The organism is Cryptosporangium sp. NPDC048952, assembly GCF_043197895.1.
Taxonomy (GTDB): Bacteria; Actinomycetota; Actinomycetes; order Mycobacteriales; family Cryptosporangiaceae; genus Cryptosporangium.
The window spans coordinates 885,535-908,224 of sequence record NZ_JBICTY010000003.1; the positions used below are offsets into that span (position 1 = coordinate 885,535).

At 70.0% G+C, this 22,690-nt stretch carries 19 protein-coding genes; 12 read left to right on the plus strand and 7 right to left on the minus strand.

Annotated features, from left to right (window positions below):
- The first annotated feature begins 316 nt into the window (after positions 1-316).
- The 5 genes from ACGFY5_RS20175 to ACGFY5_RS20195 all read left to right on the plus strand — a co-directional run bounded on the left by ACGFY5_RS20175 (position 317) and on the right by ACGFY5_RS20195 (position 8,940).
- Positions 317-1,843 (plus strand): MDR family MFS transporter, encoded by a 1,527-nt coding sequence (locus tag ACGFY5_RS20175; protein ID WP_392722562.1) that lies wholly within the window; start codon positions 317-319, stop codon positions 1,841-1,843.
- 229 nt (positions 1,844-2,072) lie between these two features.
- The gene (locus ACGFY5_RS20180; RefSeq protein ID WP_392721777.1) at positions 2,073-5,318 is read left to right on the plus strand and encodes an efflux RND transporter permease subunit; all 3,246 of its coding nucleotides are present in this window, start codon (positions 2,073-2,075) and stop codon (positions 5,316-5,318) included.
- A 63-nt stretch (positions 5,319-5,381) separates the two neighbouring features.
- Positions 5,382-7,502 (plus strand): TRAP transporter permease, encoded by a 2,121-nt coding sequence (locus tag ACGFY5_RS20185; protein WP_392721779.1) that lies wholly within the window; start codon positions 5,382-5,384, stop codon positions 7,500-7,502.
- A complete protein-coding gene (locus tag ACGFY5_RS20190) occupies positions 7,502-8,518 on the plus strand; it encodes a TAXI family TRAP transporter solute-binding subunit (RefSeq protein WP_392722563.1) in 1,017 nt (338 codons plus the stop codon). Before ACGFY5_RS20185 ends, ACGFY5_RS20190 begins: the two co-directional genes overlap by 1 nt.
- 2 nt (positions 8,519-8,520) lie before the next feature.
- Positions 8,521-8,940, plus strand: a complete 420-nt coding sequence (locus tag ACGFY5_RS20195) for an RpiB/LacA/LacB family sugar-phosphate isomerase (RefSeq protein WP_392721781.1) — start codon at positions 8,521-8,523, stop codon at positions 8,938-8,940.
- 22 nt (positions 8,941-8,962) lie between these two features.
- On the opposite strand, the gene ACGFY5_RS20200 is transcribed toward ACGFY5_RS20195, so the two are convergent.
- On the minus strand, positions 8,963-9,553 hold the full coding sequence (locus ACGFY5_RS20200) for a hypothetical protein (RefSeq protein WP_392721783.1): 591 nt from the start codon (positions 9,551-9,553) through the stop codon (positions 8,963-8,965).
- Positions 9,554-9,766: 213 nt separating this feature from the next.
- Here ACGFY5_RS20200 and ACGFY5_RS20205 point away from each other — a divergent pair, with 213 nt between their 5' ends.
- Positions 9,767-10,429 carry an adenylate kinase family protein gene (locus ACGFY5_RS20205; protein ID WP_392721784.1) on the plus strand — a complete coding sequence of 221 codons (663 nt, stop codon included), beginning with the start codon at positions 9,767-9,769 and terminating at the stop codon, positions 10,427-10,429.
- Here the strand turns inward: ACGFY5_RS20205 and ACGFY5_RS20210 are convergent.
- On the minus strand, positions 10,424-11,167 hold the full coding sequence (locus ACGFY5_RS20210) for an SDR family NAD(P)-dependent oxidoreductase (protein WP_392721786.1): 744 nt from the start codon (positions 11,165-11,167) through the stop codon (positions 10,424-10,426). The two genes, ACGFY5_RS20205 and ACGFY5_RS20210, sit on opposite strands and share 6 nt — an antisense overlap.
- Complete coding sequence (locus ACGFY5_RS20215; protein ID WP_392721788.1) at positions 11,164-11,796, minus strand: TetR/AcrR family transcriptional regulator; 633 nt, start codon at positions 11,794-11,796, stop codon at positions 11,164-11,166. Before ACGFY5_RS20215 ends, ACGFY5_RS20210 begins: the two co-directional genes overlap by 4 nt.
- Positions 11,797-11,916: 120 nt before the next feature.
- On the opposite strand from ACGFY5_RS20215, the gene ACGFY5_RS20220 reads away from it, so the two are divergent.
- From ACGFY5_RS20220 to ACGFY5_RS20230, 3 genes are read left to right on the plus strand one after another with little or no spacing between them, the layout of a single operon-like run.
- Entirely contained in the window at positions 11,917-13,074 is a 1,158-nt protein-coding gene (locus tag ACGFY5_RS20220; protein WP_392721791.1) for an acyl-CoA dehydrogenase family protein, read from the plus strand.
- 9 nt (positions 13,075-13,083) lie between these two features.
- Positions 13,084-13,467, plus strand: a complete 384-nt coding sequence (locus ACGFY5_RS20225) for a DUF2203 domain-containing protein (protein WP_392721792.1) — start codon at positions 13,084-13,086, stop codon at positions 13,465-13,467.
- On the plus strand, positions 13,442-15,202 hold the full coding sequence (locus tag ACGFY5_RS20230) for an acyl-CoA dehydrogenase (protein WP_392721794.1): 1,761 nt from the start codon (positions 13,442-13,444) through the stop codon (positions 15,200-15,202). The genes ACGFY5_RS20225 and ACGFY5_RS20230 overlap by 26 nt, the downstream gene beginning before the upstream one ends.
- Before the next feature lie 32 nt (positions 15,203-15,234).
- Here ACGFY5_RS20230 and ACGFY5_RS20235 read toward each other — a convergent pair whose 3' ends face one another.
- Positions 15,235-15,897, minus strand: coding sequence for a DUF6308 family protein (locus ACGFY5_RS20235; RefSeq protein ID WP_392721795.1), 663 nt, complete (start codon positions 15,895-15,897; stop codon positions 15,235-15,237).
- 80 nt (positions 15,898-15,977) lie between these two features.
- On the opposite strand from ACGFY5_RS20235, the gene ACGFY5_RS20240 reads away from it, so the two are divergent.
- Positions 15,978-16,967, plus strand: a complete 990-nt coding sequence (locus ACGFY5_RS20240) for a glutathione S-transferase family protein (RefSeq protein ID WP_392721797.1) — start codon at positions 15,978-15,980, stop codon at positions 16,965-16,967.
- A gap of 129 nt (positions 16,968-17,096) precedes the next feature.
- Here ACGFY5_RS20240 and ACGFY5_RS20245 read toward each other — a convergent pair whose 3' ends face one another.
- Positions 17,097-18,077, minus strand: a complete 981-nt coding sequence (locus ACGFY5_RS20245) for a lytic polysaccharide monooxygenase (protein WP_392721799.1) — start codon at positions 18,075-18,077, stop codon at positions 17,097-17,099.
- A gap of 255 nt (positions 18,078-18,332) precedes the next feature.
- Between ACGFY5_RS20245 and ACGFY5_RS20250 the strand changes: the two genes are divergently transcribed.
- Positions 18,333-19,328, plus strand: coding sequence for a LacI family DNA-binding transcriptional regulator (locus ACGFY5_RS20250; RefSeq protein ID WP_392721801.1), 996 nt, complete (start codon positions 18,333-18,335; stop codon positions 19,326-19,328).
- A gap of 222 nt (positions 19,329-19,550) precedes the next feature.
- The gene (locus ACGFY5_RS20255; protein ID WP_392721804.1) at positions 19,551-19,886 is read left to right on the plus strand and encodes a DUF3140 domain-containing protein; all 336 of its coding nucleotides are present in this window, start codon (positions 19,551-19,553) and stop codon (positions 19,884-19,886) included.
- Here ACGFY5_RS20255 and ACGFY5_RS20260 read toward each other — a convergent pair.
- Both ACGFY5_RS20260 and ACGFY5_RS20265 read right to left on the minus strand, forming a co-directional pair.
- Positions 19,883-20,821, minus strand: a complete 939-nt coding sequence (locus ACGFY5_RS20260; RefSeq protein WP_392721805.1) for an MBL fold metallo-hydrolase — start codon at positions 20,819-20,821, stop codon at positions 19,883-19,885. The genes ACGFY5_RS20255 and ACGFY5_RS20260 overlap by 4 nt on opposite strands.
- A gap of 1,002 nt (positions 20,822-21,823) precedes the next feature.
- Positions 21,824-22,618, minus strand: coding sequence for a hypothetical protein (locus tag ACGFY5_RS20265; protein ID WP_392721807.1), 795 nt, complete (start codon positions 22,616-22,618; stop codon positions 21,824-21,826).
- Positions 22,619-22,690 lie beyond the last annotated feature (72 nt).

The window sequence follows — 22,690 nt, forward strand, 5'->3', positions numbered from 1 at the left end:
GTGCCCGCGGCTCCGGCTGTGCCCGCGGCTCCGGCTGTGCCCGCGGCTCCGGCTGTGCCCGCGGCTCCGGCTGTGCCCGCGGCTCCGGCTGTGCCAGCCGTGCCGGCTGGGCTCGGCGAGGCGAACGCGCCGGGTGGCCGGTTCGGCCCTACGGACACGGCCGGCTGATTTCTCCGAGAGCCGACGACTGACTGTTTGCGGGCCTTCCGCCCGCCTTGCCCCCGCTTCGAACGAGAGAGAAACCGTGACCACCACCAGCCCCCAGGGGCCCGCCGACGCGGTCGGCACCGACTTACCGCCCGAGCCGCCGACTCGGATGTCGCGGCGCGGGGTCCTCCAGGCGCTGAGCGGCCTGATGATGGGCCTGTTCGTCTCGATCCTGGCCTCGACGGTCGTCTCGAACGCGCTGCCCCGAATCATCGCTGACCTGAACGGCAGCCAGTCGGTCTACACCTGGATCGTCACGACCGAGCTGCTCGCGATGACCGCCACCACGCCGCTCTGGGGCAAGCTCGCCGACCTCTACAGTAAGAAGCTGCTCATGCAGCTGTCGCTGACGATGTTCGTGATCGGCTCGCTCGTGGCCGGGCTGACGCCGAACGTCGAGGTGCTGATCCTCAGCCGCGTGATCCAGGGCATCGGCGCCGGCGGCGTCACCGCGCTGGCCCTGATCGTCATGGCCGCGATGATCCCTCCGCGCGAGCTGGGCCGGTACTCCGGCATTTTCGGCGCGGTCTTCGGCATCGGCACGATCGCCGGCCCGCTCATCGGCGGTCTGCTCGTCGACACGTCCTGGCTCGGCTGGCGCTGGTGCTTCCTGATCGGCGTCCCGTTCACGCTGATCGCGATCTTCCTGCTGCAGCGCACGCTGAACCTGCCGGTCGCCAAGAAGGAAGTGCAGATCGACTGGCTCGGTGCCCTGCTGATCACCGGTGGCATATCCACGCTCCTGATCTGGTCGACGCTGGCCGGCGACAAGTTCGAGTGGGCGTCCACGTGGACGGCCGGCCTGGTCACGCTGGCGATCGTGCTGCTCGTGCTCTTCGTGCTGGTCGAGGCACGGGTGGCCGAGCCGATCATCCCGCTGGGCGTCTTCCGCAACCGCACGGTTTCGCTGACGACCGTCGCCAGTGCGCTCGTCGGTGTCGCGATGTTCGGCGGAACGGTCTTCCTGAGCCAGTACTTCCAGGTCGCGCTCGGCAAGTCTCCGACGGTTGCGGGCCTGATGAGCCTGCCGCTGATCTTCGGCCTGCTCGGCTCGTCCACGATCGCCGGCGCGCTGATCACGAAGTACGGCAAGTGGAAGGTCTACCTGATCGCCGGTGGAGTGATCATGGTGATCGGGATGGGCCTGCTCGGCACGATCGGTGCCGACACCAGTGTCCCGCTGCTCTCGCTCTACATGTTCGTGCTCGGCGTCGGCGTCGGTCTGCTCATGCAGAACCTGGTGCTGGCCGCGCAGAACGACGTCCCGGCGCGAGACCTCGGCACCACCACGTCCGTCCTGACGTTCTTCCGCAGCCTCGGCGGCGCGATCGGCGTCAGCGTGCTCGGCGCGGTGCTCGCGAACCGGGTGACCACGTTGACCACGGAGAAGCTCGGCCCGGCGGCGAGCGGGGGAGACGGCTCCGCCGAGGTGCCCGACCTATCCACACTGCCGCCCGCGGTGCTCCGCGTCATCCAGGACGTCTATGGTGAGGCCACCGCGAACCTGTTCCTCGTCGGCGCGCCGATCGCGGCATTGGCGCTGCTCGCCGTACTGTTCGTGAAAGAGAAGCCGCTGGCGACGCTCAGCGGCGACGAGCGCCTCGCTGCCGAGCAGGCCAGCCTCAGCGGGCATTGACCCACTGCGATCCGGCCCCGCGCGACGATCGCGGGGCCGGATCGTCGGTCTCGGGGGCAAGTCGGCCCAGCGGGTGCGCACACGGCTGAGTTTCAGCTGAGGATGGGTGCGTCCAGCCCGGTTGGTTGTGGCTGACTACCGTCGGAACTCGCTGCCGTCCATTGTGGGACGGTCGCCGGAGCAAGGCCCGGTGCGTCCGGGATCCCGCCGATCGGAGAAAGCAGCCGTCATGTCGTTCCTGGCCAGGTTCAGCCTCGCCAACCGGGCACTGATCGCGTTGATCACCATCGCGGTCGCCGCGTTCGGTCTGATCGCGATCCCGTCGCTGAAACAGCAGTTGTTGCCGTCCCTCGAGATTCCCGCGGCGTTCATCACCACGCAGTACTCGGGTGCGTCGCCGGACGTCGTCGAAAGCCAGGTGACCGAGCCGATCGAGGACGCCGTACGCGGCGTCGCCGGGGTCACCGGCACCCAGTCGAGCTCGTTGGAGGGCTTCGCCACCGTCCAGGTGGAGCTGGAGTACGGCACCGACATCGGGGCCACCGTCAACAAGCTCCAGCAGGCCCTCGACCGTGCGCAGCTGCCCACGGACGTCGACCCGTCGATCCTGTCCGGCGGCACCGACGACCTGCTGCCCGCAGTCGTGCTGTCCGCCTCGGGCGGCGACGACCAGACCGCGCTCGCGCAGAAGCTGCAGAAGACCGTTCTGCCGGAGCTCAACGGCATCGAGGGCGTCCGCGAGGCCACTCTGTCCGGTGCGCCCGACAAGACCGTCGTCATCCGGCCCGACGTGGCGAAGCTCGCGGCGGCCGGGCTGAGCCCGCAGTCGATCAGCGCCGCGGTCAGCAGCGGCGGTACGGCCGTTCCGGCCGGCCAGGTCGCCGACGGCTCCCAGGCCCTGACGGTGCAGGTCGGGGGCGGCTACACCTCCGTCGACGACCTCAAGAACCTCTATCTGACGCCTTCCGCAGGCGCCGCCCAGCCCAGCGCCGCCCAGCCCAGCGCCGCCCAGGCCAGCGCCGGCCAGCAGTCCGGTGGTCAGCAGTCCGGCGGCCAGACGGGTCAGCAGCCCGGCGCGGACGCGACCACCACCCAGGCGGCAGGCAGGCCCGTCAAGCTCGGTGACGTCGCCTCCGTGGAGTCGATGAACACCCCGGCCACCTCCATCACCCGGACCAACGGCAAGGAGAGCCTCGGCATCTCGGTGACGATGACGCCCGACGGCAACGCGGTCGACATCTCGCACGCGATCAGCGACGAACTCGACAACTGGACCGAGGCCCTCGGCGACGGCGCCGAACTCACCATCGTCTTCGACCAGGCGCCGTTCATCGAGAAGTCGATCAGCAGCCTGGCCACCGAGGGCGGCCTCGGCCTGGTGATGGCCGTCATCGTCATCCTGGTCTTCCTGCTGTCGCTCCGATCGACGCTGGTCACCGCGGTCTCGATCCCGCTGTCCGTACTGGGCGCACTGATCGTGATGTGGGCCGACGGCCTCTCGCTCAACGTGCTGACGCTCGGCGCGCTGACGATCGCGATCGGCCGTGTCGTCGACGACTCGATCGTCGTCCTCGAGAACATCAAACGGCACCTCGGCTACGGCGAGGAGAAGGTCCGCGCGATCTACACCGGCGTGAGCGAGGTGGCCGGCGCGGTCACCGCGTCGACGCTGACCACGGTCGCCGTGTTCGCGCCGATCGCGCTGGTCGGCGGCCTGGTGGGCGAGCTGTTCCGGCCGTTCGCGATCACCGTGACCGTCGCGCTGCTGGCCTCGCTCGTCGTCGCGCTGACGATCGTCCCCGTGCTGGCGTACTGGTTCCTGCGCCAGCCCAAGGACCTCGAGGACGCGGAGAAGGTGCGTGCCGAGGCCGAGGAGAAGGAACGGCGCGGGCTCCTGCAGCGGATCTACGTCCCGGTCGTCGGGTTCGCGGTCCGTCGCCGCTGGACGACCGTCGCGATCGCGATCGTCATTCTCGTCGCGACGCTCGGCATGGTGCCGTTCCTCAAGACGAACTTCCTCGACCAGTCGGGGCAGAACACGCTGAGCCTCACGCAGACGATGCCGGTCGGCTCCAGCCTGGCCACCACCGACGCGGCCGCGAAGAAGGTCGAGGACGTCCTCGTCGGCTATCGCGACCGGGGTGTCCTGGAGTCCTACCAGGTGACGGTCGGCGGCGGGGCGTTCGGGTTCGGCGGCTCCGCGAACTCGGCCACCTACCAGCTCACGGTCAACGAGGACGAGGACACGCTCGCCGTCCAGGACGAGATCGAGAAGAAGCTCGACGCGCTCACCGACGCCGGCGAGATCGAGGTCGGCTCCGCGCAGGGCCCCGGGGCCGGTGGAACCGAGCAGCAGGTCATCGTGCAGGCGGCGGACGAGGCGACGCTCCGCACGGCCACCGAGGCCGTCACCAAGGCGATGGACTCCGTCGACGGTCTCGACGACGTCAGCAGCGACCTCGCGGAGAGCACGCCGCGGGTCGAGGTGTCGCTGAAGGACCAGGTCGCCGCGCGCTACGGGCTCACCGAGGGGACGCTCGGGCAGATCGTCGCGTCGGCGTTCCGCGGCACCCCCGCCGGCCAGGTCGTGATCGACGGTGTCGAGCAGCCGATCACGGTGCTCGCGGCGACGCCCCCGACGACGGTGCAGGCCGTGCAGGCGCTCCAGATCCCGACCGCGGGTGGCGTCGTGCGGCTCAGCCAGGTCGCGGACGTCCGCACCGAGCCCGGTCCGGTCGAGATCACCCGGATCGACGGCGCCCGCAGCGCCACCGTCAGCGGGACGCCGAGCGGCGACAACCTCACCGCGACCACCGCTGACCTGCAGAAGAAGCTGGATGCGCTGGATCTCCCGGCGGGCGCGAGCTACTCGCTCGGCGGTGCGTCCGAGGACCAGGCCGAGGCGTTCCAGCAGCTCGGGCTCGCGGTGCTCGCCGCAATCGTGATCGTCTTCATCGTCATGGTGGCGACGTTCCGGAGCCTGATCCAGCCGCTGATCCTGCTGGTGTCGATCCCGTTCGCCGCCACCGGCGCGCTGCTCCTGCTGCTGATCAGCGGCACGGCGCTGGGCGTCCCGGCGTTGATCGGTGTGCTGATGCTCGTCGGCATCGTCGTCACGAACGCGATCGTGCTGATGGACCTGATCAATCAGTACCGGCGCGACGGGATGCCGGTCGTCCAGGCCGTGGTGGAGGGTGGGCGGCACCGTCTCCGCCCGATCCTGATGACCGCCGCCGCGACGATCTTCGCGCTGATCCCGATGGCGCTGGGTCTCACCGGCGAGGGTGGGTTCATCTCGCAGCCGCTGGCCGTCGTGGTCATCGGTGGTTTGGTGAGCTCGACGCTGCTGACGCTGGTGCTGGTGCCGGCGCTCTACACGATCGTCGAGGGTCGCAAGGACCGGAAGGCCGACAAGCGTCGTCGCAAGGAGGAAGCCGCCGCCGCGGCGGCCGAGCCGGAGCCCGTCAATTCCTAATTGGACGGCGGCCATGCCGTTCTGGACCAATCAAGACATGTCCGTTCTTGGTAGGGTCCCGGCATGGCCGCCCCCGGGACCGTGGCGCCGGACGTCGTCGTCCGTGACGAAGAGCAACCGGCGAGGCAACTAGCGGGACGCGTGGGGCTCGCGGTTTCGATCGTCGCGGCCGCCGTCGTCCTGTTTGCGGTGTACGAGGCACTGCGTCCGCTGAGTCAGGGCAACCAGTTCTACCTGATCGTGTTCCTGGCGATCGTCCTGCCGCTGGTGTTCCTCTGCTATCGCTCGCGGCCCAGCGGGAAAGACCGGCCGTCCATCCTCGACTGGATCCTGGCGGCGGTCGCGCTCGCGGTCGCCGCCTATCCGGTGCTCGTCGGCTACAACGCGTTCCTCGACCGGCAGGGCCTGCTCGATCCGCTCGACGTGGTGGCCGGCGGCGTGCTGCTCGTGCTGGTGCTCGAAGCGTGCCGCCGCACCACGGGCTGGGTGCTGCCGGTCGTCTGCCTGCTCGCGCTCGCGTACTGCTACTACGGCGGCTACCTGCCGCAGTCGTGGTCGGTCGCGCACGCCGGCTTGAACGCCGACCAGATCGTCGACGCGCTCTACAACTCCGGCAGCGGTTTCTACGGCACGCCGCTCGACGTCGCGGCGACGTACATCGTGCTGTTCACGCTGTACGGCGCGGTGCTCAGTTACTCCGGTGCCGGACAGTTCTTCGTCGACCTGTCGGTGGCGGCTTTTCGCCGCTCGCGTAGTGCGGCCGGGCGCACGGCCGTGGCTGCGGGGTTCCTGCTCGGCACGGTGTCCGGCAGTGGCACCGCGACCGCGGTGAGCGTCGGCGCTGTCACGTGGCCGATCCTGCGCCGGGCCGGGTATCCGGCCGAGAACGCCGGGGGCATGCTCGCGGCGGCCGGGGTGGGCGCCATCCTCTCTCCGCCGACACTCGGCGCGGCGGCGTTCATCATCGCCGAGTACCTCGACGTCTCGTACCTGGCTGTTCTCGGCTGGGCGACGGTGCCGACCGTTCTGTACTACCTGGGCATCCTGCTCGCGGTGGAGATCGACGCCCGGCGGTTCGGGGTGCGGCCGGTCGAGGTGGCCACGCGTTCGGCGTTGAGGCTCCTGGGTCGGTTCGGCTACCACTTCGCGTCGCTTCTCGTCATCCTGCTGTTGCTGTTCGTGGGACGGTCGGTCGCGGAGGCGGTGCTGATCGCGACGGCGCTGGCGTTCGGGTTGTCGTTCCTGGACCGGTCGTCGGCGATGACGCCGCGCCGGTTGTTCACTGCGCTCGCCGACGCGGGGCGGGGTGTGCTGACGGTGGCGGTCGTGTGTGCTGCTGCGGGCATCATCACCGCGACGATGACGAAGACCGGGCTCGCGGCGCAGACCGCGTCGCTGCTGGTCGACGGTGCCCGGGCGATCGTGGACGATCCCGTGGCGACGTTGGCGCTGACCGCGGTGCTGGCGGCGGTCGCGTTGGCGTTGCTCGGGTTGGCGGTGCCGGTGACCGCGTCGTTCATCATCGGGTGGGTCGTGATCGGACCCGCGCTGCTCGAGCTCGGGGTGCCCGCGGCTGCGGCCGCGATGTTCGTCTTCTACTACTCGGTGCTGTCCGAGGTGACGCCGCCGACTGCGCTCGCTGCGGTCGGAACCACCGCCGTGACCGGCGGGGCGGCGATTCCGACGATGTGGCAGGCGCTGAAGTACGCGTTGCCCGCGTTCCTGGTGCCGTTGGCGTTCGTGTTGACCGATACCGGTGACGGGCTGCTCGGGCGTGGGGGCGCGGGCACGGTGGTGATCGCGACGGTGGTCGCGGCGGTCGGGGTGGCGGCGCTCGCCGTTGCGACCGGCGGGTGGGTGTTGGGGGTCGGGCCGGTTGGCGCCCTCGGCCGGGTGCTGGCGGGTATCGGGGCACTGCTCCTGCTCTACCTGCGTCCCATCCCCGTGATCCTCGGCCTGCTCCTCCTGGCCGCAGCCATAGCCACCGCGGCACTCCACCGCCACCGCCACCCAACACCCGAACCGGCGCCCGCGGCGCCGGCAGAGCCCGCGCCGGCAGAGCCCGCGCCGGCAGAGCCCGCGCCGGCAGAGCCCGCGGCGGACTCGGGCGAACGCGACGACGACGAGCGTGGCTCGGATGAACGCGATGTGGATCATGACCGGGAACCAGGAGGAACGCGATGATGCGTCAACGATGGGTTCGAATCCTCGGCGGGACCCTCGCGCTAGGGCTCGGCGCGGCCACCCTCACCGGCTGCGGCGGCCGCCGTGACGAGGCCACGACCGACAACGCCGACGCCCCCGTGACCTGCGAGGTCAAGGACAACACCCGGATCAGCATCGCCACCGGCAACAGCATCGGCGTGTACTTCGCGATCGGCAACGCCTACGCGAACCAAATCAGCGCCGCCACCGGCGGCAAGGTCAAGGCCACCGCTGCCGAGACCGGCGCGTCGGTCCAGAACATCCAGCAGATGGTGCGCGGCGACTACCAGGTCGCCTTCTCCCTGGCCGACAGCGCCGCCGACGCGGTCAACGGCACAGGCGCCTTCGACGGCAAGCCGCAACCGATCCGCGCGCTCGCCCGCATCCACACCAACTACACCCAGGTCATCGCCCGCACCGGCGCGGGCATCACCAAGGTCGAGGACCTCAAGGGCAAACGCGTCTCCACCGGCTCCCCGAAGTCCGGCACCGAGGTGATCGCGAACCGCCTCCTGCAGTCCGCCGGCCTCGACCCGGCCAAGGACGTGCAGGCGCAACGCCTCGACCTCGCGAAGACCGTCGACGGACTGAAGAGCGGCACGATCGACGCGATGGTCTGGTCGGGCGGCCTGCCGACGCCGGGCATCACCGACCTGTTCACCACTGCCAAGAACCGCGTGACGTTCCTCGACATCACGCCGTTGCTGCCCGCGATGCGCAAAATCAGCGGCGAGTACGAGCAGTCGTCGATCCCGGCGGAAACCTACGGCACGCGGGCCGCGGTGCCCACGATCGCGGTCCCGAACCTGCTTCTCGTTCCGGACTCGCTCAACGCCGACCTGGCCTGCGTCCTCACGAAGACGCTGTTCGAGAAGCAGGCCGCGCTGGTGGCCGCGAACAAGGCGGCGAAGGACATCTCGCTGGACACGGCGTCCAAGACCGAGCCGGTCAAGCTGCACCGCGGCGCGGAGAAGGCCCTCGACGACCTAAAATAACTATGCGGATCGCGTTCGCGGCGGACGACAGCAACGAGTGCGTCGAGGCGGTGCGGGCCTACCTCGAGAAGAACCACGACGTGGCCGTCCACCAAGCCCCGTGGCCGCTCATGTCCCGGAGCGTCGCCGAGGCCGTCGTCGCCGGAAACGCGGACTACGGCGTCCTCATGTGCTGGACCGGAACCGGCACGGCGATCGCGGCGAACAAGGTGCCGGGTGCGCGTGCCGCGACCGTCGCCGACGCCTGGACCGCGCGCGGGGCGAGGCTCTGGAACGACGCGAACGTCGTCGCGCTGAGCCTCAAGCGGCTCGCGCCGGACGTCGCGGTCGAGTGCGTCACCGCGTTCCTCTCCGAGCCGACCCCCGACCCGGAGGAGGCCGCCAACATCGCCGGCATCGAGAAAGCCGCCCGTGGCCAGTAGGCCACGGGCGGCAGTGATGGAACTACGCCCCTAGCAGACCCAGCAACTGCAGGATCTGGTTGAGCGTCGCGACCAGCTGAGCCAATGGCCCGCCGTCCAGCAAACCGGTCACCGCGCACAGCAGGTTGCCGAGCAGGTTGCCGGCACCGCTCTCCGCGATGATGTGGAGCACGACCTGGTTGAGGTGCACGGTCAGACCGAGCAGGTCGAGGTCCAGCGGACCCAGCACCAGGTCGAGAATCGGGCAGCTGGCGAGCGCCGCGGCCTGGGTCTGCGACCCACCGCCGGTCGTGGCGCTGACGACCGCGAACTCCGCCGCCTGGCTCACCGTGCCGACCACCGCACCGGTGGAGTCGGTGAGCGTGCCTTCGAGCGTTCCCTGAGCGGCCGCGTGGTCGCCGGACTCCACGAACTTGTTCGGCGTGAACGTACCGGCGAACGTGCCCTGACCACCCTGGGCGTCGGTGAAGGTGCCGGCGACCGTCGAGGTCAGCGTCCCCTCAGCCGAAGGCGCAGCCTGCGCCGGGGACCCGAGCAGTCCGATGCCACCGATCAGAACCGCCAGGACCGCGGCCAGCGCCGCTGAGACGGAGCGGGATCGTGCTAAGTGCATAGATCTCTCCCTTCTGGACGTTCTGCTTCGTACAGCCGGGAGAGTTGACACTCGGTAACTAATCAAAACTCAATAATTACAACTGGTCACTTTTGTAGCTTTATTCGCCCCCAAAAGGGGGGCGTGCCGCAACGTCACCGTTACGCGCTGTTTAGGCGCTCTTGGCGGCGCGCACGCTGGCGGAGTGCGCGTTCCGGTGGAAAGGTTCCGACCATGCGGAAGTACGTGATCATGGGCGTGCAGGGCAGTGGGAAAGGCACTCAGGCGACGATGCTCGCCAACGACTTCGAGCTGGTGCAGATCAGCGTCGGGGACATGCTCCGGTGGCAGGTGCAGCACCACACGAAAATCGGTGCGCAGGTCCGCCGCATCGTGGCCGCCGGCGAGCTGGTCAGCGACGAGCTCGTCGGCTCGCTCGTCCGCACCCGCCTGGACCAGCACGACTGGAACTACGGCTTCATCGTCGACGGGTTCCCGCGCAACCGGCCCCAGGCCGAGTTCTTCCTGGAGAGCTACGACATCGACGGTGTGATCCACCTCGAACTGCCCGACGACGAGGTCCGCCGCCGCGTGCTCAACCGGCGGCTGTGCACCCGCTGCGGGATGGACTACAACCTGATCGCCCACCGGCCACAGGTGGAGGGCCGTTGCGACGTCTGCGGCGGCGAGCTCATGACCCGCGAGGACGACGCCGAGCACGCGCTCGAGGCGCGGCTGCGCGACTACCACACGAAGACCAACCCCGTGCTCGACCTGTTCCGCCGCAAGGAGTTCGTCGTCTCGATCGACGCCCGTCCCGACAAGGTGATGGTGCAGCGTCAGATCCGCACCGAATTGGGGCTTCCGATCACCCGCGGGCCGGAGAGCCTGTCATGAGCTCTCCGGATCGTGCCCCAGCGCGGTGCGCCCGCCGTCGACCGGCAGCACGGCACCGCTGACGAAGCTCGCGTCCGGCCCCAGCAGGAACGCCACGGCCGACGCGATCTCCGACTCCCGCGCGACCCGTCCCAGCGGATGGAGCCGCGCCATCTCGGCGACGACCGCCGGGTGCGCAGCCACGTACTCCCGGTACCGCTCGGTATCCACCGACCCCGGCGCCACCGCGTTCGCCCGGATCCCGATCGAGCCGTACTCGACCGCGATCGACCGGGTCAGCCCTTCGATCGCCGCTTTCGCGGTGGCGTAAGGCAGCGAGCCGGGCACCGCCAACCGTGCCTGCCACGACGACACGTTGACGAGCGAGCCCCCGTTTCCGTACAGCCGGAAACGCCGCACGGCGACGGTCGAACCGGCAACCGCGAGGTCGATGTTCGCGCGAATCGCCGCCGAAACGTCGTCGACAGGCCCGAGGTATAACAACAGGTCCCGGAACACCGCCGCATTGTTGACCCATCCGGTGAGCGGACTCAGCTCCACCGCAGCGCTGGCCGCTCGCTCCAGCTGCAATTCGTCGGACGCGTCCGCGACCACCCCGACCACGTTCTCGCGGGAATCCGTCCATTCGAGCGCCGCCTCGTTCCGGTCGACGGCGACGACCGCCTCCCCGTCGGCGGCTAACCGCTCGACGATCGCGCGGCCGATTCCCTGCCCAGCTCCGGTGACGACGATGCTCATGAGTGACGGTAGCGCCGCGGGCGGTACTCCACCACGGTGAGGGCCAGGCCCGCATACCGGTCGATCAGTGCGTCCACGGAGGTCGCGCCGCCCGGTTGGTACCACTGCGCCACCGCGTTGCACGCGGCGATGATCATCCGGCGCGCGTCGTCGGGCTCCGGCGTCCAGAAAAGCTTGTGGGCGACGCCCTGCGCGATGACGCTGCGGAAGCGGTCAGTGGCCACGGCCTGGCGTGCGCGGAGCGCGGTGTGCTGTTCGGGGTTGAGGCTGCGCCACTCGGTGAGCTCCAACTGACTGCTGCCCCGGGGGCCGGTGCGGAACCGGATCAGTGCCTCGACGAGTGCCTCCAGTCGCTCGGCCGGATCGTTTCCCACGCGCGCCAGCACCTCGGCGCTCGTCTCCTCGTAGACGTCCATGCCCTCGTCGAGCAGTGCGTACAGCATTTCCTGCTTGCCGCCGTAGTAGTGGTACAGCGCGGACAGGCTCACCGCGGCGCGCTGCGCGATGTCGCGGATCGACGCACTGCCGTAGCCGCGTTCGGCGAACTCCAGCCGGGCCGCGGCCAGGAGGGCCTTCTGGCCGGGCGGACGGAGCGGAGCGGTGGTCAGAGCTACCTCCCAGTGGCGCACTGTGAGCTTAACGCTTGTTCGAGACTGAGGGGTTCCGCTGCCGATGTGTTCGCTAGACTGCGGCTTATACCCAGAAGTAACTTAACGAACGTCCAGCGGGTACCTGAGAGGACGACGCGCGTGCGCCGAACCGTATTCAACGAGGACCACGAGGCCTACCGCGCCACGATCCGCGAGTTCATCGCCGACGAGGTCGTGCCGGTCTACCCGCAGTGGGAAGAGCAGGGTCACGTCCCGCGCGACTTCTACCTCCGCCTGGGCGAGCTCGGCGTCTTCGGCATCGAGGTGCCCGAGGAGTACGGCGGCGCCGGCGAGACCAGCTTCAAGTTCTCCGCTGTCACCACCGAGGAGCTCGCGCGCGCCGGCGTCAGCTTCGGCGGTTCCAGCGTGCACACCGCGCTCTGCCTCCCGTACCTGATCGCCTACGGCAACGACGAGCAGAAGAAGCGCTGGCTGCCCGGGTTCGCCAGCGGCGAGATCATGACCGCGATCGCGATGACCGAGCCGGGCACCGGGTCCGACCTCGCCGGCATGAAGACCACCGCGAAGCTCTCGCCCGACGGCACCCACTACGTGCTCAACGGCTCGAAGACGTTCATCACCGGCGGTGTGCTCGCCGACCGCGTGCTGGTGGTCTGCCGCACCGCCGCCGCGACGAAGGAGGACCGCCGCGGCGGCCTGTCGATCCTCGTCGTCGACACGAAGTCCGAGGGCTACCAGGTCGGACGCAAGCTCGAGAAGATCGGTCTGCGCACGTCCGACACCGCCGAGCTGTCGTTCACGGACGTCAAGGTGCCGGTCGAGGACCTGCTCGGCGAGGAGGGCAAGGCGTTCTCCTACCTGACGCACAACCTCCCGCAGGAGCGGCTCGGCATCGCCGTCGGCGCGTACGCGCAGGCCACCGCTGCGGTGTCGTTCGCGCTGGAGTACGTCAAGGAGCGCACGGTCTTCGGGCAGCCGGTCGCCGGCTTCCAGAACACCAAGTTCGTGCTCGCGGACTGCCAGACCGAGGTCGAGGCCGCGCAGGCCGTCGTCGACCGGGCGCTGGACGCCCACGACGCCGGTGAGCTGTCCGCCTCCGACGCGGCGAAGGCGAAGCTGTTCTGCACGGACGTCGCGTCCCGGGTGATCGACAAGTGCCTGCAGCTGCACGGCGGCTACGGCTACATGCTCGAGTACCCGATCGCGCGGCTCTACGCCGACAACCGCGTGAACCGCATCTACGGCGGCACCAGCGAGGTCATGCGCACGATAATCGCGAAGAGCCTCGGACTGTAAGTTGCCCGCATGGGTCTGTTCACGGTGGAAGAAGCTCGCGACGAGCTGACGGAGCTGTTGCCGGTGCTCGACGAGATCGTCTCGCTCCGGGCCGACGCCGCGGAGCTCGCCGCCGCCGTGCAGCTCAACGGTCCGTCGACCGACCTGGGTGGCCTTCCGGAGTTGAAGGCCGCCCAGGCGCGGCTCGACGAGCTGATGACCACCGTGCAGCAGACCGGCGCGGAGCTGAAGAGCCTGGCGCCGCTGCTGATCGACTTCCCCTCCGACCTCGACGGTGTCCCGGTGCTCCTCTGCTGGCTGGAGGGCGACCGGGCCCTGTCCTGGTACCACCGCACGGACCTCGGTTTCGCTGGAAGGCGGCCCCTCGATGTCACTGCTGCTGAGCCGTCGTGATCTGGACTTCCTGCTCTACGAGTGGCTCGACGTCGAGCAGCTGACCAAGCGTCCGTACTTCGCCGACCACTCGCGGGAGACGTTCGACGGCGCGCTCGACCTCGCCGAGGAAGTCGCCACCGAGCACTTCGCGACGCACAACAAGCAGGCCGACGCGTCGGAACCGACGTTCGACGGTCAGCGCGTCACGATGATCCCCGAGGTCAAGAAGGCGCTCGACGTGCTGGCCGGCACCGGGTTGCTCGGCGCCGCGATGCCCGCCGAGGTGGGCGGCAGTCAGCTGCCGGGCGTCGTCGCGCGGGCGTGTTTCTCCTGGTTCCAGGCCGCGAACGTCGGCACGGCCGCCTATCCGTTCCTGACGCTGGGCAACGCGAACCTACTGCTCGCGCACGGCTCGCCGGAGTTGGTCGAGCGGTACGTACCCCCGATGCTCGAGGGCCGTTTCCACGGGACGATGTGTCTGTCCGAGCCGCAGGCCGGCTCGTCGCTGGCCGACATCCTGACCCGGGCTGAGCCGCAGGTCGACGGCACGTATCGGGTGTTCGGCAACAAGATGTGGATCTCCGCCGGTGACCACGAGCTCGGCGAGAACATCGTCCACCTCGTGCTGGCGAAGATTCCCGGCGGCCCTCCCGGCGTCAAGGGCATCTCGTTGTTCGTGGTTCCGAAGTTCCTGCCGGACGGCACGCGGAATGACGTCATCCTGGCTGGTCTGAACCACAAGATGGGCTACCGCGGGACCACGAACACGATGTTGAACTTCGGCGAAGCCGGAGAAGGAGCGGTCGGGTACCTCGTGGGGGAGCAGCACCGCGGGCTGTCCTACATGTTCCACATGATGAACGAGGCGCGCGTCGGCGTCGGCGGAGGCGCGACGGCGCTCGGGTACACCGGATACCTGAAGTCGCTCGACTACGCGCGCAACCGTCCCCAGGGGCGGCCGGTGACGGGGAAAGACCCGTCGGCGCCCCAGGTGCCGATCATCGAGCATCCCGACGTGCGTCGGATGCTGCTCGCGCAGAAGTCCTACGTCGAAGGTGCGCTGGCGCTCAATCTTTACTGCGCCAAGCTGTTGGACGACGAGAGCACGCTGCCCGATGCGGCTGATCGGGAGCGCGCCCACCTGCTGCTGGACGTGTTGACGCCGATCGCGAAGAGCTGGCCGTCGCAGTGGTGCCTGGAGGCCAACAACCTAGCGATCCAGGTGCACGGCGGTTACGGCTACACGCGTGAGTACGACGTCGAGCAGCACTACCGCGACAACCGGCTGAACCCGATCCACGAGGGGACGCACGGTATTCAGGGCCTGGACCTGCTCGGTCGGAAGGTCGTGATGCAGGGCGGCGCCGGGCTCGCGCTGCTCGGGTCGGTGCTGGGTGCGACGGTGGCGCGAGCTGTCGCTGCGGGCGGGGAGGCTTGTGAGCTCGGATCCGCGCTGGCGGCCGCTGTGGAGCGGGTCGGGGCCGTGACGGCCACGCTCTGGGGCAGCGGTGACCCCGCGGTTGCGCTCGCGAACGCGTCGATCTATCTGGAAGCGGTCGGGCACGTCGTCGTGGCGTGGCTGTGGCTGGAGCAGTTCCTCGCGGCCGAAGGCCGTTCCGGCGCGTTCTATGACGGCAAACGCCAGGCCACGCGCTACTTCTTCCGCTACGAGCTTCCGAAGACCGCCCCCCAGTTCGACCTACTGGCCTCCCTCGACCGCACGACGCTAGACCTCGACCCCGACTGTTTTTAGTTCGAACCTGGAGCCAGCTGAGGGCGTCGTTCTCAGCTGGCCGCCTCCACGGTGTCTTCGTAGCCGTGGGTCCAGATGGCGGCGTCGAGGATGCGGAGGAGACTGATGTCGGCGACGCCGGGGATCTCGTCGCGCATGGCCGCCAGCGACTTGGCGCGCTCGGGGTCGCTCTGGAACCAGCTGTGCAGGCAGAGCGTGATGTTCGCGGGCTTACCCAGCATCCGGCCGACGACGATGTCATAGGGCGGCAGCAGGTGCGGGCGCTTACGCGCCAGTAGCTTGGTCGCGGTCATCCGGCCGAGGTGCGGGAAGTCGTCGCTGAGGAGCATGCTCGCCAGCGTCCCGGCGGACGAGGACGCGTTGATCTCCGACAGCGGCGCCTCGTAGAGCGGCATGTGCGGGATCCGGCGCAGCAGCGCGGACAGCCGGCCGGCGTGCGTCTCCAGCAGGGCGATCGCCGACACCGGCTTGATGTCGGTGCCCAGGCAGCGCACCGCCGTCAGGTCCGACGCGGTGAACTGGTGCTGCACTTCGGGCCGGTCGCCGCCACCGTCGAGACGCTCGAACCGGCCACCGGGGTAGAGGTCCGTGTTGAAGTAGCGGCCCACGTTGACGACAGCGGCCTGCCGGAGGTCGCCGTAGACGAACCGGTCCAGGGTGTGGTGCGCGAACTGGTAGTCGGGCGTCTCGGTCACGCTGTCACCTGCGCTTTCGCGTACTGGACCCGGGAGGCGGGCATAGCCTCGTCGGACCTATCGACGAGAACGGAGCTGCCATGAGTAAAGAGTTCGAACGGGCGCCGAACCACTTCACCGATCGCATCGGGGCTTCCGCGGACTGGCCGCTGGAGGCGGGCCGGTACCGCCTGGTCGTGAGCCGGGCGTGCCCGTGGGCGTCGCGGGCGGTGATCGTGCGGCGGTTGCTGGGGTTGGAGTCCGCACTGTCGATGGGGGTGACCGATCCGATTCAGGACTCGCGGTCGTGGCGGTTCACGCTTGACCCTGATGGCCGCGACCCGGTGCTGGGGATCTCATTCCTGGGGGAGGCGTACTCCGCGCGGGAGCCGTCGTACGACGGTGGGATCAGCGTGCCGGCGATCGTCGACGTTCCGTCCGGTCAGTTGGTGACCAACGACTACCCGGAGATCACGCTCAACCTGGAGATCGAGTGGGCGCCGCTGCACCGGTCCGGGGCGCCGGACCTGTACCCGGAGCCGCTGCGCGACGAGATCGACGCGGTGAATGAGGACGTGTTCCGGGATGTGAACAACGGCGTGTACATGGCGGGGTTCGCGACGCGGCAGGGGGCGTACGAGCGGGTGGCCCGCCGCCTCTTCGACCGACTGGACGCGCTCGAGGAGCGCTTGAGTACCCGTCGGTACCTGGTAGGGGACACGATCACTGAGGCGGACATCCGGCTGTTCGTGACGCTCGTCCGGTTCGATGCGGTCTACCACGGCCACTTCAAGTGCAACCGGCGCAAGATCACCGAGTACCCGGCCCTGTGGGCGTACAGCCGCGACCTCTTCCAGACGCCGGGCTTCGGCGACACCGTGAACTTCGACCACATCACGCGGCACTACTACGAGGTGCACCGCGACATCAATCCCACCGGGATCGTCCCGATCGGCCCGGACCTTTCACTCTGGTTGACGCCACACGAGCGGTCGTCGCTGGGCGGGCGTCCGTTCGGGGATGGGACACCGCCCGGGCCGGTGGTGGCGGGGGAGGAGGTCCCGGAGCTTGTACCCCCTGGGGGCGTATAACCCCCCCAAGGCGCGCAACCCTCGCGGGCGCATCCACGGCGTGCGCGGCGTGCGCGGCGTGCGCGGCGCGCGCGGCGCGCGCAGAGCGCGCGGCGTGCGCGGCGGCTGGGGCGGCTGGGGCCGACGGGGTTAGCCGCGGCGGTGGCGTGGGCGTGGGCGGAAGCGGAGGGCGACCAGGCCGATGGTTCCGATGACGCCGAGCATCGCCCCGATGCCGGCGATCAGCGGCCAGCGACTGCCGTTCATGACGCCGACGGGTTCCTGGGCTGCGACCGGGGAGGTATCGATCTCGTCGAGGTGCGCCCCGGCGTCGTGCTCCGCGTCGTGCTCGGCGGTGTCTTCCGCGGCGTGGGACGCGGTGTCGGCGGAGCCGCCGGCGGCGGGTGCGCTCGGGGCGCCGCCGGCGCGCCCGGCGTCGACCACCGGGGAGGCGGGAGCCTCCGGACGGGCCTCGTCGGTCTTCGACGTACCGATCGACGCCGCGAAGTTGACGTCCGAGCAGGAGTAATAGGTGTCAGCAGTGCTGGAGTTCTGCCAGATCGTATAGATCAGGTGGTGGCCGGCGTGCCCCACCGGCAGCCGCCCGGGCAACACGTACGAGCCGCCCTCACGCCGTGGGTCGGTGATCGAGAGGAACGGCGCACTCTCGAGGTCCGCCCACCGCAACGCCTTACCCGGCTGATAGCCCGGCTTCGTGACGTACATCCGGAACGTGCCCTCGTGCGGAATCGTCGTGCGATACCGGAACGTGAACTTCGCGCCGGGCTGCACGGACGTCGTCGGCCAGTCGGTACGCGGAAGGTCGAGCCCCGCGTACTTCGCGAGCCCGCCACTGCAGAGCTTGCCGTCCGGAATCACCGAACGGTCCCGTCCGTTGACGTTCGCCACCCGCAGGTTGTCCCACTGAGCAGCCGCCCCGGGCTCACTCGCCGCGATTGCCGCTACACACGCCGCCGACCGTGCGGACTTCCCACCCTCGGTGCCGCACGCCGCCGTCCGTGACACGGGCGCGGTGAGCGCCCCGTGCGCGGAGACCGCCTCCGCCGGCAGGCAGAGCGCGACCAGGACCCCGAGGAGCACCCCGAAGGACGCCATCCGGAGTTTTTTCACCGGTGAATCTCCCTCGACCAGGGCAGCCACCCCCGGACCTGCCGTAGCCGCCTACCCTGGGTACGCACATGGGCTACCAGGGGTTCAAGACTGCCCCGGTTTCCGGCGGGTTTCGGCGTATCGGCTGCGCACACACGGTTGCGCGATACTGTGTCGGGCGAGGCGGGAAAGCGCTCTCTAGGCTGCTTGCGATAGGGGTGACAGGTGGCGAACGGGGCCCGTTCGGGGTGGGGACCACGTCCGACGCTGGACGCGGTGGCCGAACTCGCGGGCGTGTCCCGGGCGACGGTGTCGCGGGTGGTGAACGAATCGTCCAAAGTCGGTCCAGAAGTGCGGGCCCGCGTCGAGGACGCGATCCGGACACTCGGCTACGTCCCCAACCCGGTCGCGCGCAGCCTGGTCACCCGGCGTACCGACGCCGTCGGGCTCGTCGTCGGCGAGCCGTCGAACATGGTGATGACCGATCCGTACCTGTCGCGGCTGATCCTCGCGACCAGCCGCGCACTCGGGGAGGCCGGACGTCAGCCGGTGCTGCTGCTCACCGGTGGTGAGAACGACCACGCGCGGATCGCTGCTTACCTGGCCGGTGGGCACGTCGACGGCGCGATCGTGCTGTCGGTGCACCGCACCGACCCGCTGCTGCCTGCGTTGCGCAGCCTTCCGATCCCCGTCATGTTCGGTGGCCGTCCCTGGGGGGACGACGTCACGAACGCCGGCTCGATCGACGTCGATCAGCGTGACGGTGCGAGGTTGGCGGTCGAGCACCTGGTCGGTCTCGGGCGACGTCGGATCGCGACGATCACGGGTTCGCTCGATCAGCGGGCGGCCGTCGAGCGGCTGGACGGGTACCGGGCGGTACTCGAGGACCACCGGGCCACGCTCGGTGAGCCGGATCCCGCACTGATCGCGCACGGGGATTTCACCCGGGCCGGTGGTGAGCGGGCGATGCGTGAGTTGTTGACGCGCGTACCGTCGCTGGACGCTGTGTTCGCGGCCAGTGACCTGACCGCCGCCGGGGCGATCGGTGTGCTGCGGCGTGCCGGGTTGCGGGTTCCGGAGGACGTGGCGGTGATCGGGTTCGACGACCTGGAAGAGGTCGCGGCCTGGACCGAGCCGCCGTTGACCACGGTGCACCAGCCGGTGAGCGGGTTCGGGCGTCGATTGGTCGAGGCGCTGCTCGAGATGCTCTCCGGCGGCGAGCCGGTGCGCGAGATGCTCCCCGTGCGCCTGGTGACCCGCATGTCGGCATAGCCCCCGACCACCGAAGCCGCCGGGGCGTTCACTTCTCGGCCCCACGACGAGTTCCCGGGCCTACGACGATTCCCGGGGCCTACGGGGCCGGGTCGTAGGCCCGAGAATCGGTCGTAGGGCCGGGAACTCGTCGGCGTCGAGGCCTGAGTTTCGTGGATCGGCGTGAAATGGGATTGGTCGGGTAGCCGGGCCCTTACGAGATCATTCGACTCAGGAGGCCCGATGGCGGCGAAAACCGATGACGACCAGGACACCTGGCGGGAGTTCAAGGACGCCGTGAACATGGCGCCGGCCGAGATCGAGAAGTGGCTCGAAAGCGACGAGTCGAAGTCGGTCGGCGCGAAGTCGGGCGGCGGGGAGTCGGTCGGTCACCATTCCGGGCGGAGGATCGTAGAGATCCTTCGCGCGAAGAAGGCCGACCTGACTGACGACGACTACGCGCACATGCGGAAAGTGGTCGGCTACGTGCACCGCCACCTCGCCCAACGCCCGTCCGGCGACGTGACCGAAACACCCTGGCGCTACTCGTTGATGAACTGGGGCCATGACCCTGCCTAGGCGTAGCAGGTCAGAGGGTTGCCGTTGTTGTAGGTGACCATGTCCGTGAGCACGGCCGCGATGTTCAGTGGGGTGCCCAGGGGGAGGCCGTCCAGCTCGGCGTAGGCGCGGTGCAGGTTGCCCACAATGCGCTCGCTGTCGGTCCACTCCGCGAACCGGCCGAGGTCGGTTTCGCGGCCGGCGTTCAGGGGTGAGAGGCCGGCGTCCTTCGCGGCGCGTGCGGTGTCCTGCACGAACCGCAGGTACTCGAGGACGTCGTCGAGAACCTCGGCACCGCACACCGGCCCGTGCCCCGGCACGATCGTGGTGGGGTTCAACGGAGCGATCACCTCGGTGAGCACCTGGATCGACCCGGCGACCGACCCGGACATCAGGAACGGCGTACCGCCGGAGAACACCAGGTCGCCGGCGTAGAGCACGGACCGTTCCGGCACCCACACGATCGAATCGTTCGTGGTGTGCGCGGCCACGCCGACGTGCCGCACCTCGCAGCGCAGATCGTCCACCCAGAGCGTGACGCCGTCGCGGTAGGTGAGGAATGGTGCTGCGGGTGGGAGCGAGCCGGTGTCGAACGGCTCCCAGATCGCGCCGAGTGGAGGGAAGCCGCGTTTCACGTCCTCGCGGGTGGTTTCGTGCGCGACGATCGCTGCCTCGGCGAAGAGTGCGTTGCCGATGGTGTGGTCGGGGTGGCTGTGGGTGTTGACGAGCACGCGCATCGGCTGGTCGGTGATCCGCTCGACCGAGCTGCGGAAAGCGCGGGTGCGGCGCTCGGTGGCGCAGGCGTCGACGATCGTCACGCCGTCGCGGCCGACGAGGAAGCCGGTGTTGTTGATGAACCAGCTGCCGTCGGGCTGAATGTAGGCGTAGAGCCCGTCGCCCAAATCCTGGACGCGGGCGTCCTCGATGCCGGGGTGGTCGTGCCGCGAAGTGCTCATCGCTGCGCTCCTCGGACTCGGCGGGCCGTGCGGGTTCTCGGGCCGTGCCCGGTTCGCCAGGGCCGCTCGCATGGTGCGGGTGGGGTTGCCTGGCACGGTAGCGGGTCTTGCCGGGTGACGGTTGCGACATCTCCGCGCACACGGCGCTCCGGTCATGTAGGCGCTGGTTCACCACTGACCTCCGCCCGGCGACCGCGCCGCCGGGCGGAGAGATCGCCCCGTGCACGCGCTTCGCGCCCCGTGCACGTGCTTCGCGTCCCGTGCACGTGCTTCGCGTCCCGTGCACGTGCTTCGCGTCCCGCGCACGTGCTTCGCGTCCCGCGCACGCGCCTCGCGTCCCGCGCACGCCCTCCGAGCTGCGCCCTGCGCCCTGCGCGCTGCGCCCCTGCGCCCTGCGCCCTGCGCCCTGCGCGCTGCGCCCCTGCGCCCTGCGCCCTGCGCCCCTGCGCCCTGCGCCCTGCGCCCTGCGCGCTGCGCCCCTGCGCCCTGCGCGCTGCGCCCTGCGCCCCGCGCGCGCACCGCGCCCCGCGCGCGCACCGCGCCCCGCGCGCGCACCGCGCCCCGCGCGCGCCCCGCGCACCGCGCCCCGCGCGCGCCCCGCGCACCGCGCCCCGCGCACCCCGCGCACCGCGCCCCGCGCACCGCGCGCACCGCGCCCCGCGCACCGCGCACCCCGCGCACCGCGCACCGCGCACCGCGCGCGCCCCGCGCCCCGCGCACCGCGCTCGCCCCGCGCACCGCTCCGCGCGCGCCCCGCCCGCGCACCGCGCTCCGCGCGCCCCGCGCACCGCCCGCGCACCGCCCGCGCACCGCGCACCGCGCGCCCCGCGCACCGCCCGCGCACCGCGCTCCGCGCGCACCGCGCTCCGCGCGCGCCCCGCGCGCGCGCCGCGCCGCGCCGCGCCTGATGGTTGATCGGGTGCGTTGCGGCTGGCGTGCTGGTCGTGGCGGGTGGTGGCAGGACGGCGGGGGGCTGGTGAGTGAGACGCTGGGTAGTTGGGGTCAGGCGGCTCGGTGGGCGGGGATTTCGCCGGTGGTGTCGGGGTGGCCCAGGCCGTAGGCGGCGGTGTCGAGGCCGCGGCCCACGAGGCGCCAGCAGGCGGCCGGGAGGGAGAGGCGTCGGGCGGTGGCGGTGAAGCGGTGGGTGCTCGTGAGGCGTTCGAGCGTCATCGCGGCGGACCCGCGGCTGGAGTGGACGCTGACGTGGTCGGTGACCGTGCCGTACTGGTCGACCAGCCCGTCGATCGTGAGCACCCACACGGCGGAGCGGTACTCGTCGCGGGCGACGAGGTAGCGCGCCTCGAGGTCGCCGCCCGGGGTGCAGCCCAGCCGGTTGACGGTGTCCAGCACGCTGTGCGAGAGGTGGAGCTGCACCAGGCGGCGGTGCGTGTGGAGTTCGGTGGCACCGACGGTGGCGGCGAGTTCGCCGAGCGGGGTGCTGCGGCGCCAGCCGTCTTCCAGGATGTCGTCGGCCGACGGCGTCCAGTACGTGCCGTTGCTGTGTGCGCGGCGGGAGGCGCGCCAGTCGTAGCCGGTGTGACCGGTCAGCTGCTCGCGGAGCCAGTTCTCGGCTGCGGCGCCGCGGAGGCCCAGCGCGGGTGGGGTGAGCAGGCGGAGGGCGCCGCGGACCGCGCCCGGGGTGCGCTGCAGTTCCTCGGCGAGCTGCTCGACGCTGATGTCGGCGGCGAGGGCGGCGACCACGCTGGAGTACTCGTCGTCGGTCCAGGGTTCGCCCGATCGGCGGGCCAGGAGGCGAGTGGGGTTCGCCGGGTCTTTGACGGTGATCTGAGCGGACATGAGTGCCGTCCCTCCGTCGTGGTGACAGTGGCTACCGATCGGTGGCCACTGTCACCATTTTAGAACAGGGGT

Coding starts and splice junctions, on each gene's coding strand:
- ACGFY5_RS20175 (WP_392722562.1), top strand. CDS start 317: ATGTCGCGGCGCGGGGTCCTCCAGGCGCTGAGCGGCCTGATGATGGGC.
- ACGFY5_RS20180 (WP_392721777.1), top strand. CDS start 2,073: ATGTCGTTCCTGGCCAGGTTCAGCCTCGCCAACCGGGCACTGATCGCG.
- ACGFY5_RS20185 (WP_392721779.1), top strand. CDS start 5,382: ATGGCCGCCCCCGGGACCGTGGCGCCGGACGTCGTCGTCCGTGACGAA.
- ACGFY5_RS20190 (WP_392722563.1), top strand. CDS start 7,502: ATGCGTCAACGATGGGTTCGAATCCTCGGCGGGACCCTCGCGCTAGGG.
- ACGFY5_RS20195 (WP_392721781.1), top strand. CDS start 8,521: ATGCGGATCGCGTTCGCGGCGGACGACAGCAACGAGTGCGTCGAGGCG.
- ACGFY5_RS20200 (WP_392721783.1), bottom strand. CDS start 9,553: ATGCACTTAGCACGATCCCGCTCCGTCTCAGCGGCGCTGGCCGCGGTC.
- ACGFY5_RS20205 (WP_392721784.1), top strand. CDS start 9,767: ATGCGGAAGTACGTGATCATGGGCGTGCAGGGCAGTGGGAAAGGCACT.
- ACGFY5_RS20210 (WP_392721786.1), bottom strand. CDS start 11,167: ATGAGCATCGTCGTCACCGGAGCTGGGCAGGGAATCGGCCGCGCGATC.
- ACGFY5_RS20225 (WP_392721792.1), top strand. CDS start 13,084: ATGGGTCTGTTCACGGTGGAAGAAGCTCGCGACGAGCTGACGGAGCTG.
- ACGFY5_RS20230 (WP_392721794.1), top strand. CDS start 13,442: ATGTCACTGCTGCTGAGCCGTCGTGATCTGGACTTCCTGCTCTACGAG.
- ACGFY5_RS20240 (WP_392721797.1), top strand. CDS start 15,978: ATGAGTAAAGAGTTCGAACGGGCGCCGAACCACTTCACCGATCGCATC.
- ACGFY5_RS20255 (WP_392721804.1), top strand. CDS start 19,551: ATGGCGGCGAAAACCGATGACGACCAGGACACCTGGCGGGAGTTCAAG.
- ACGFY5_RS20260 (WP_392721805.1), bottom strand. CDS start 20,821: ATGAGCACTTCGCGGCACGACCACCCCGGCATCGAGGACGCCCGCGTC.
- ACGFY5_RS20265 (WP_392721807.1), bottom strand. CDS start 22,618: ATGTCCGCTCAGATCACCGTCAAAGACCCGGCGAACCCCACTCGCCTC.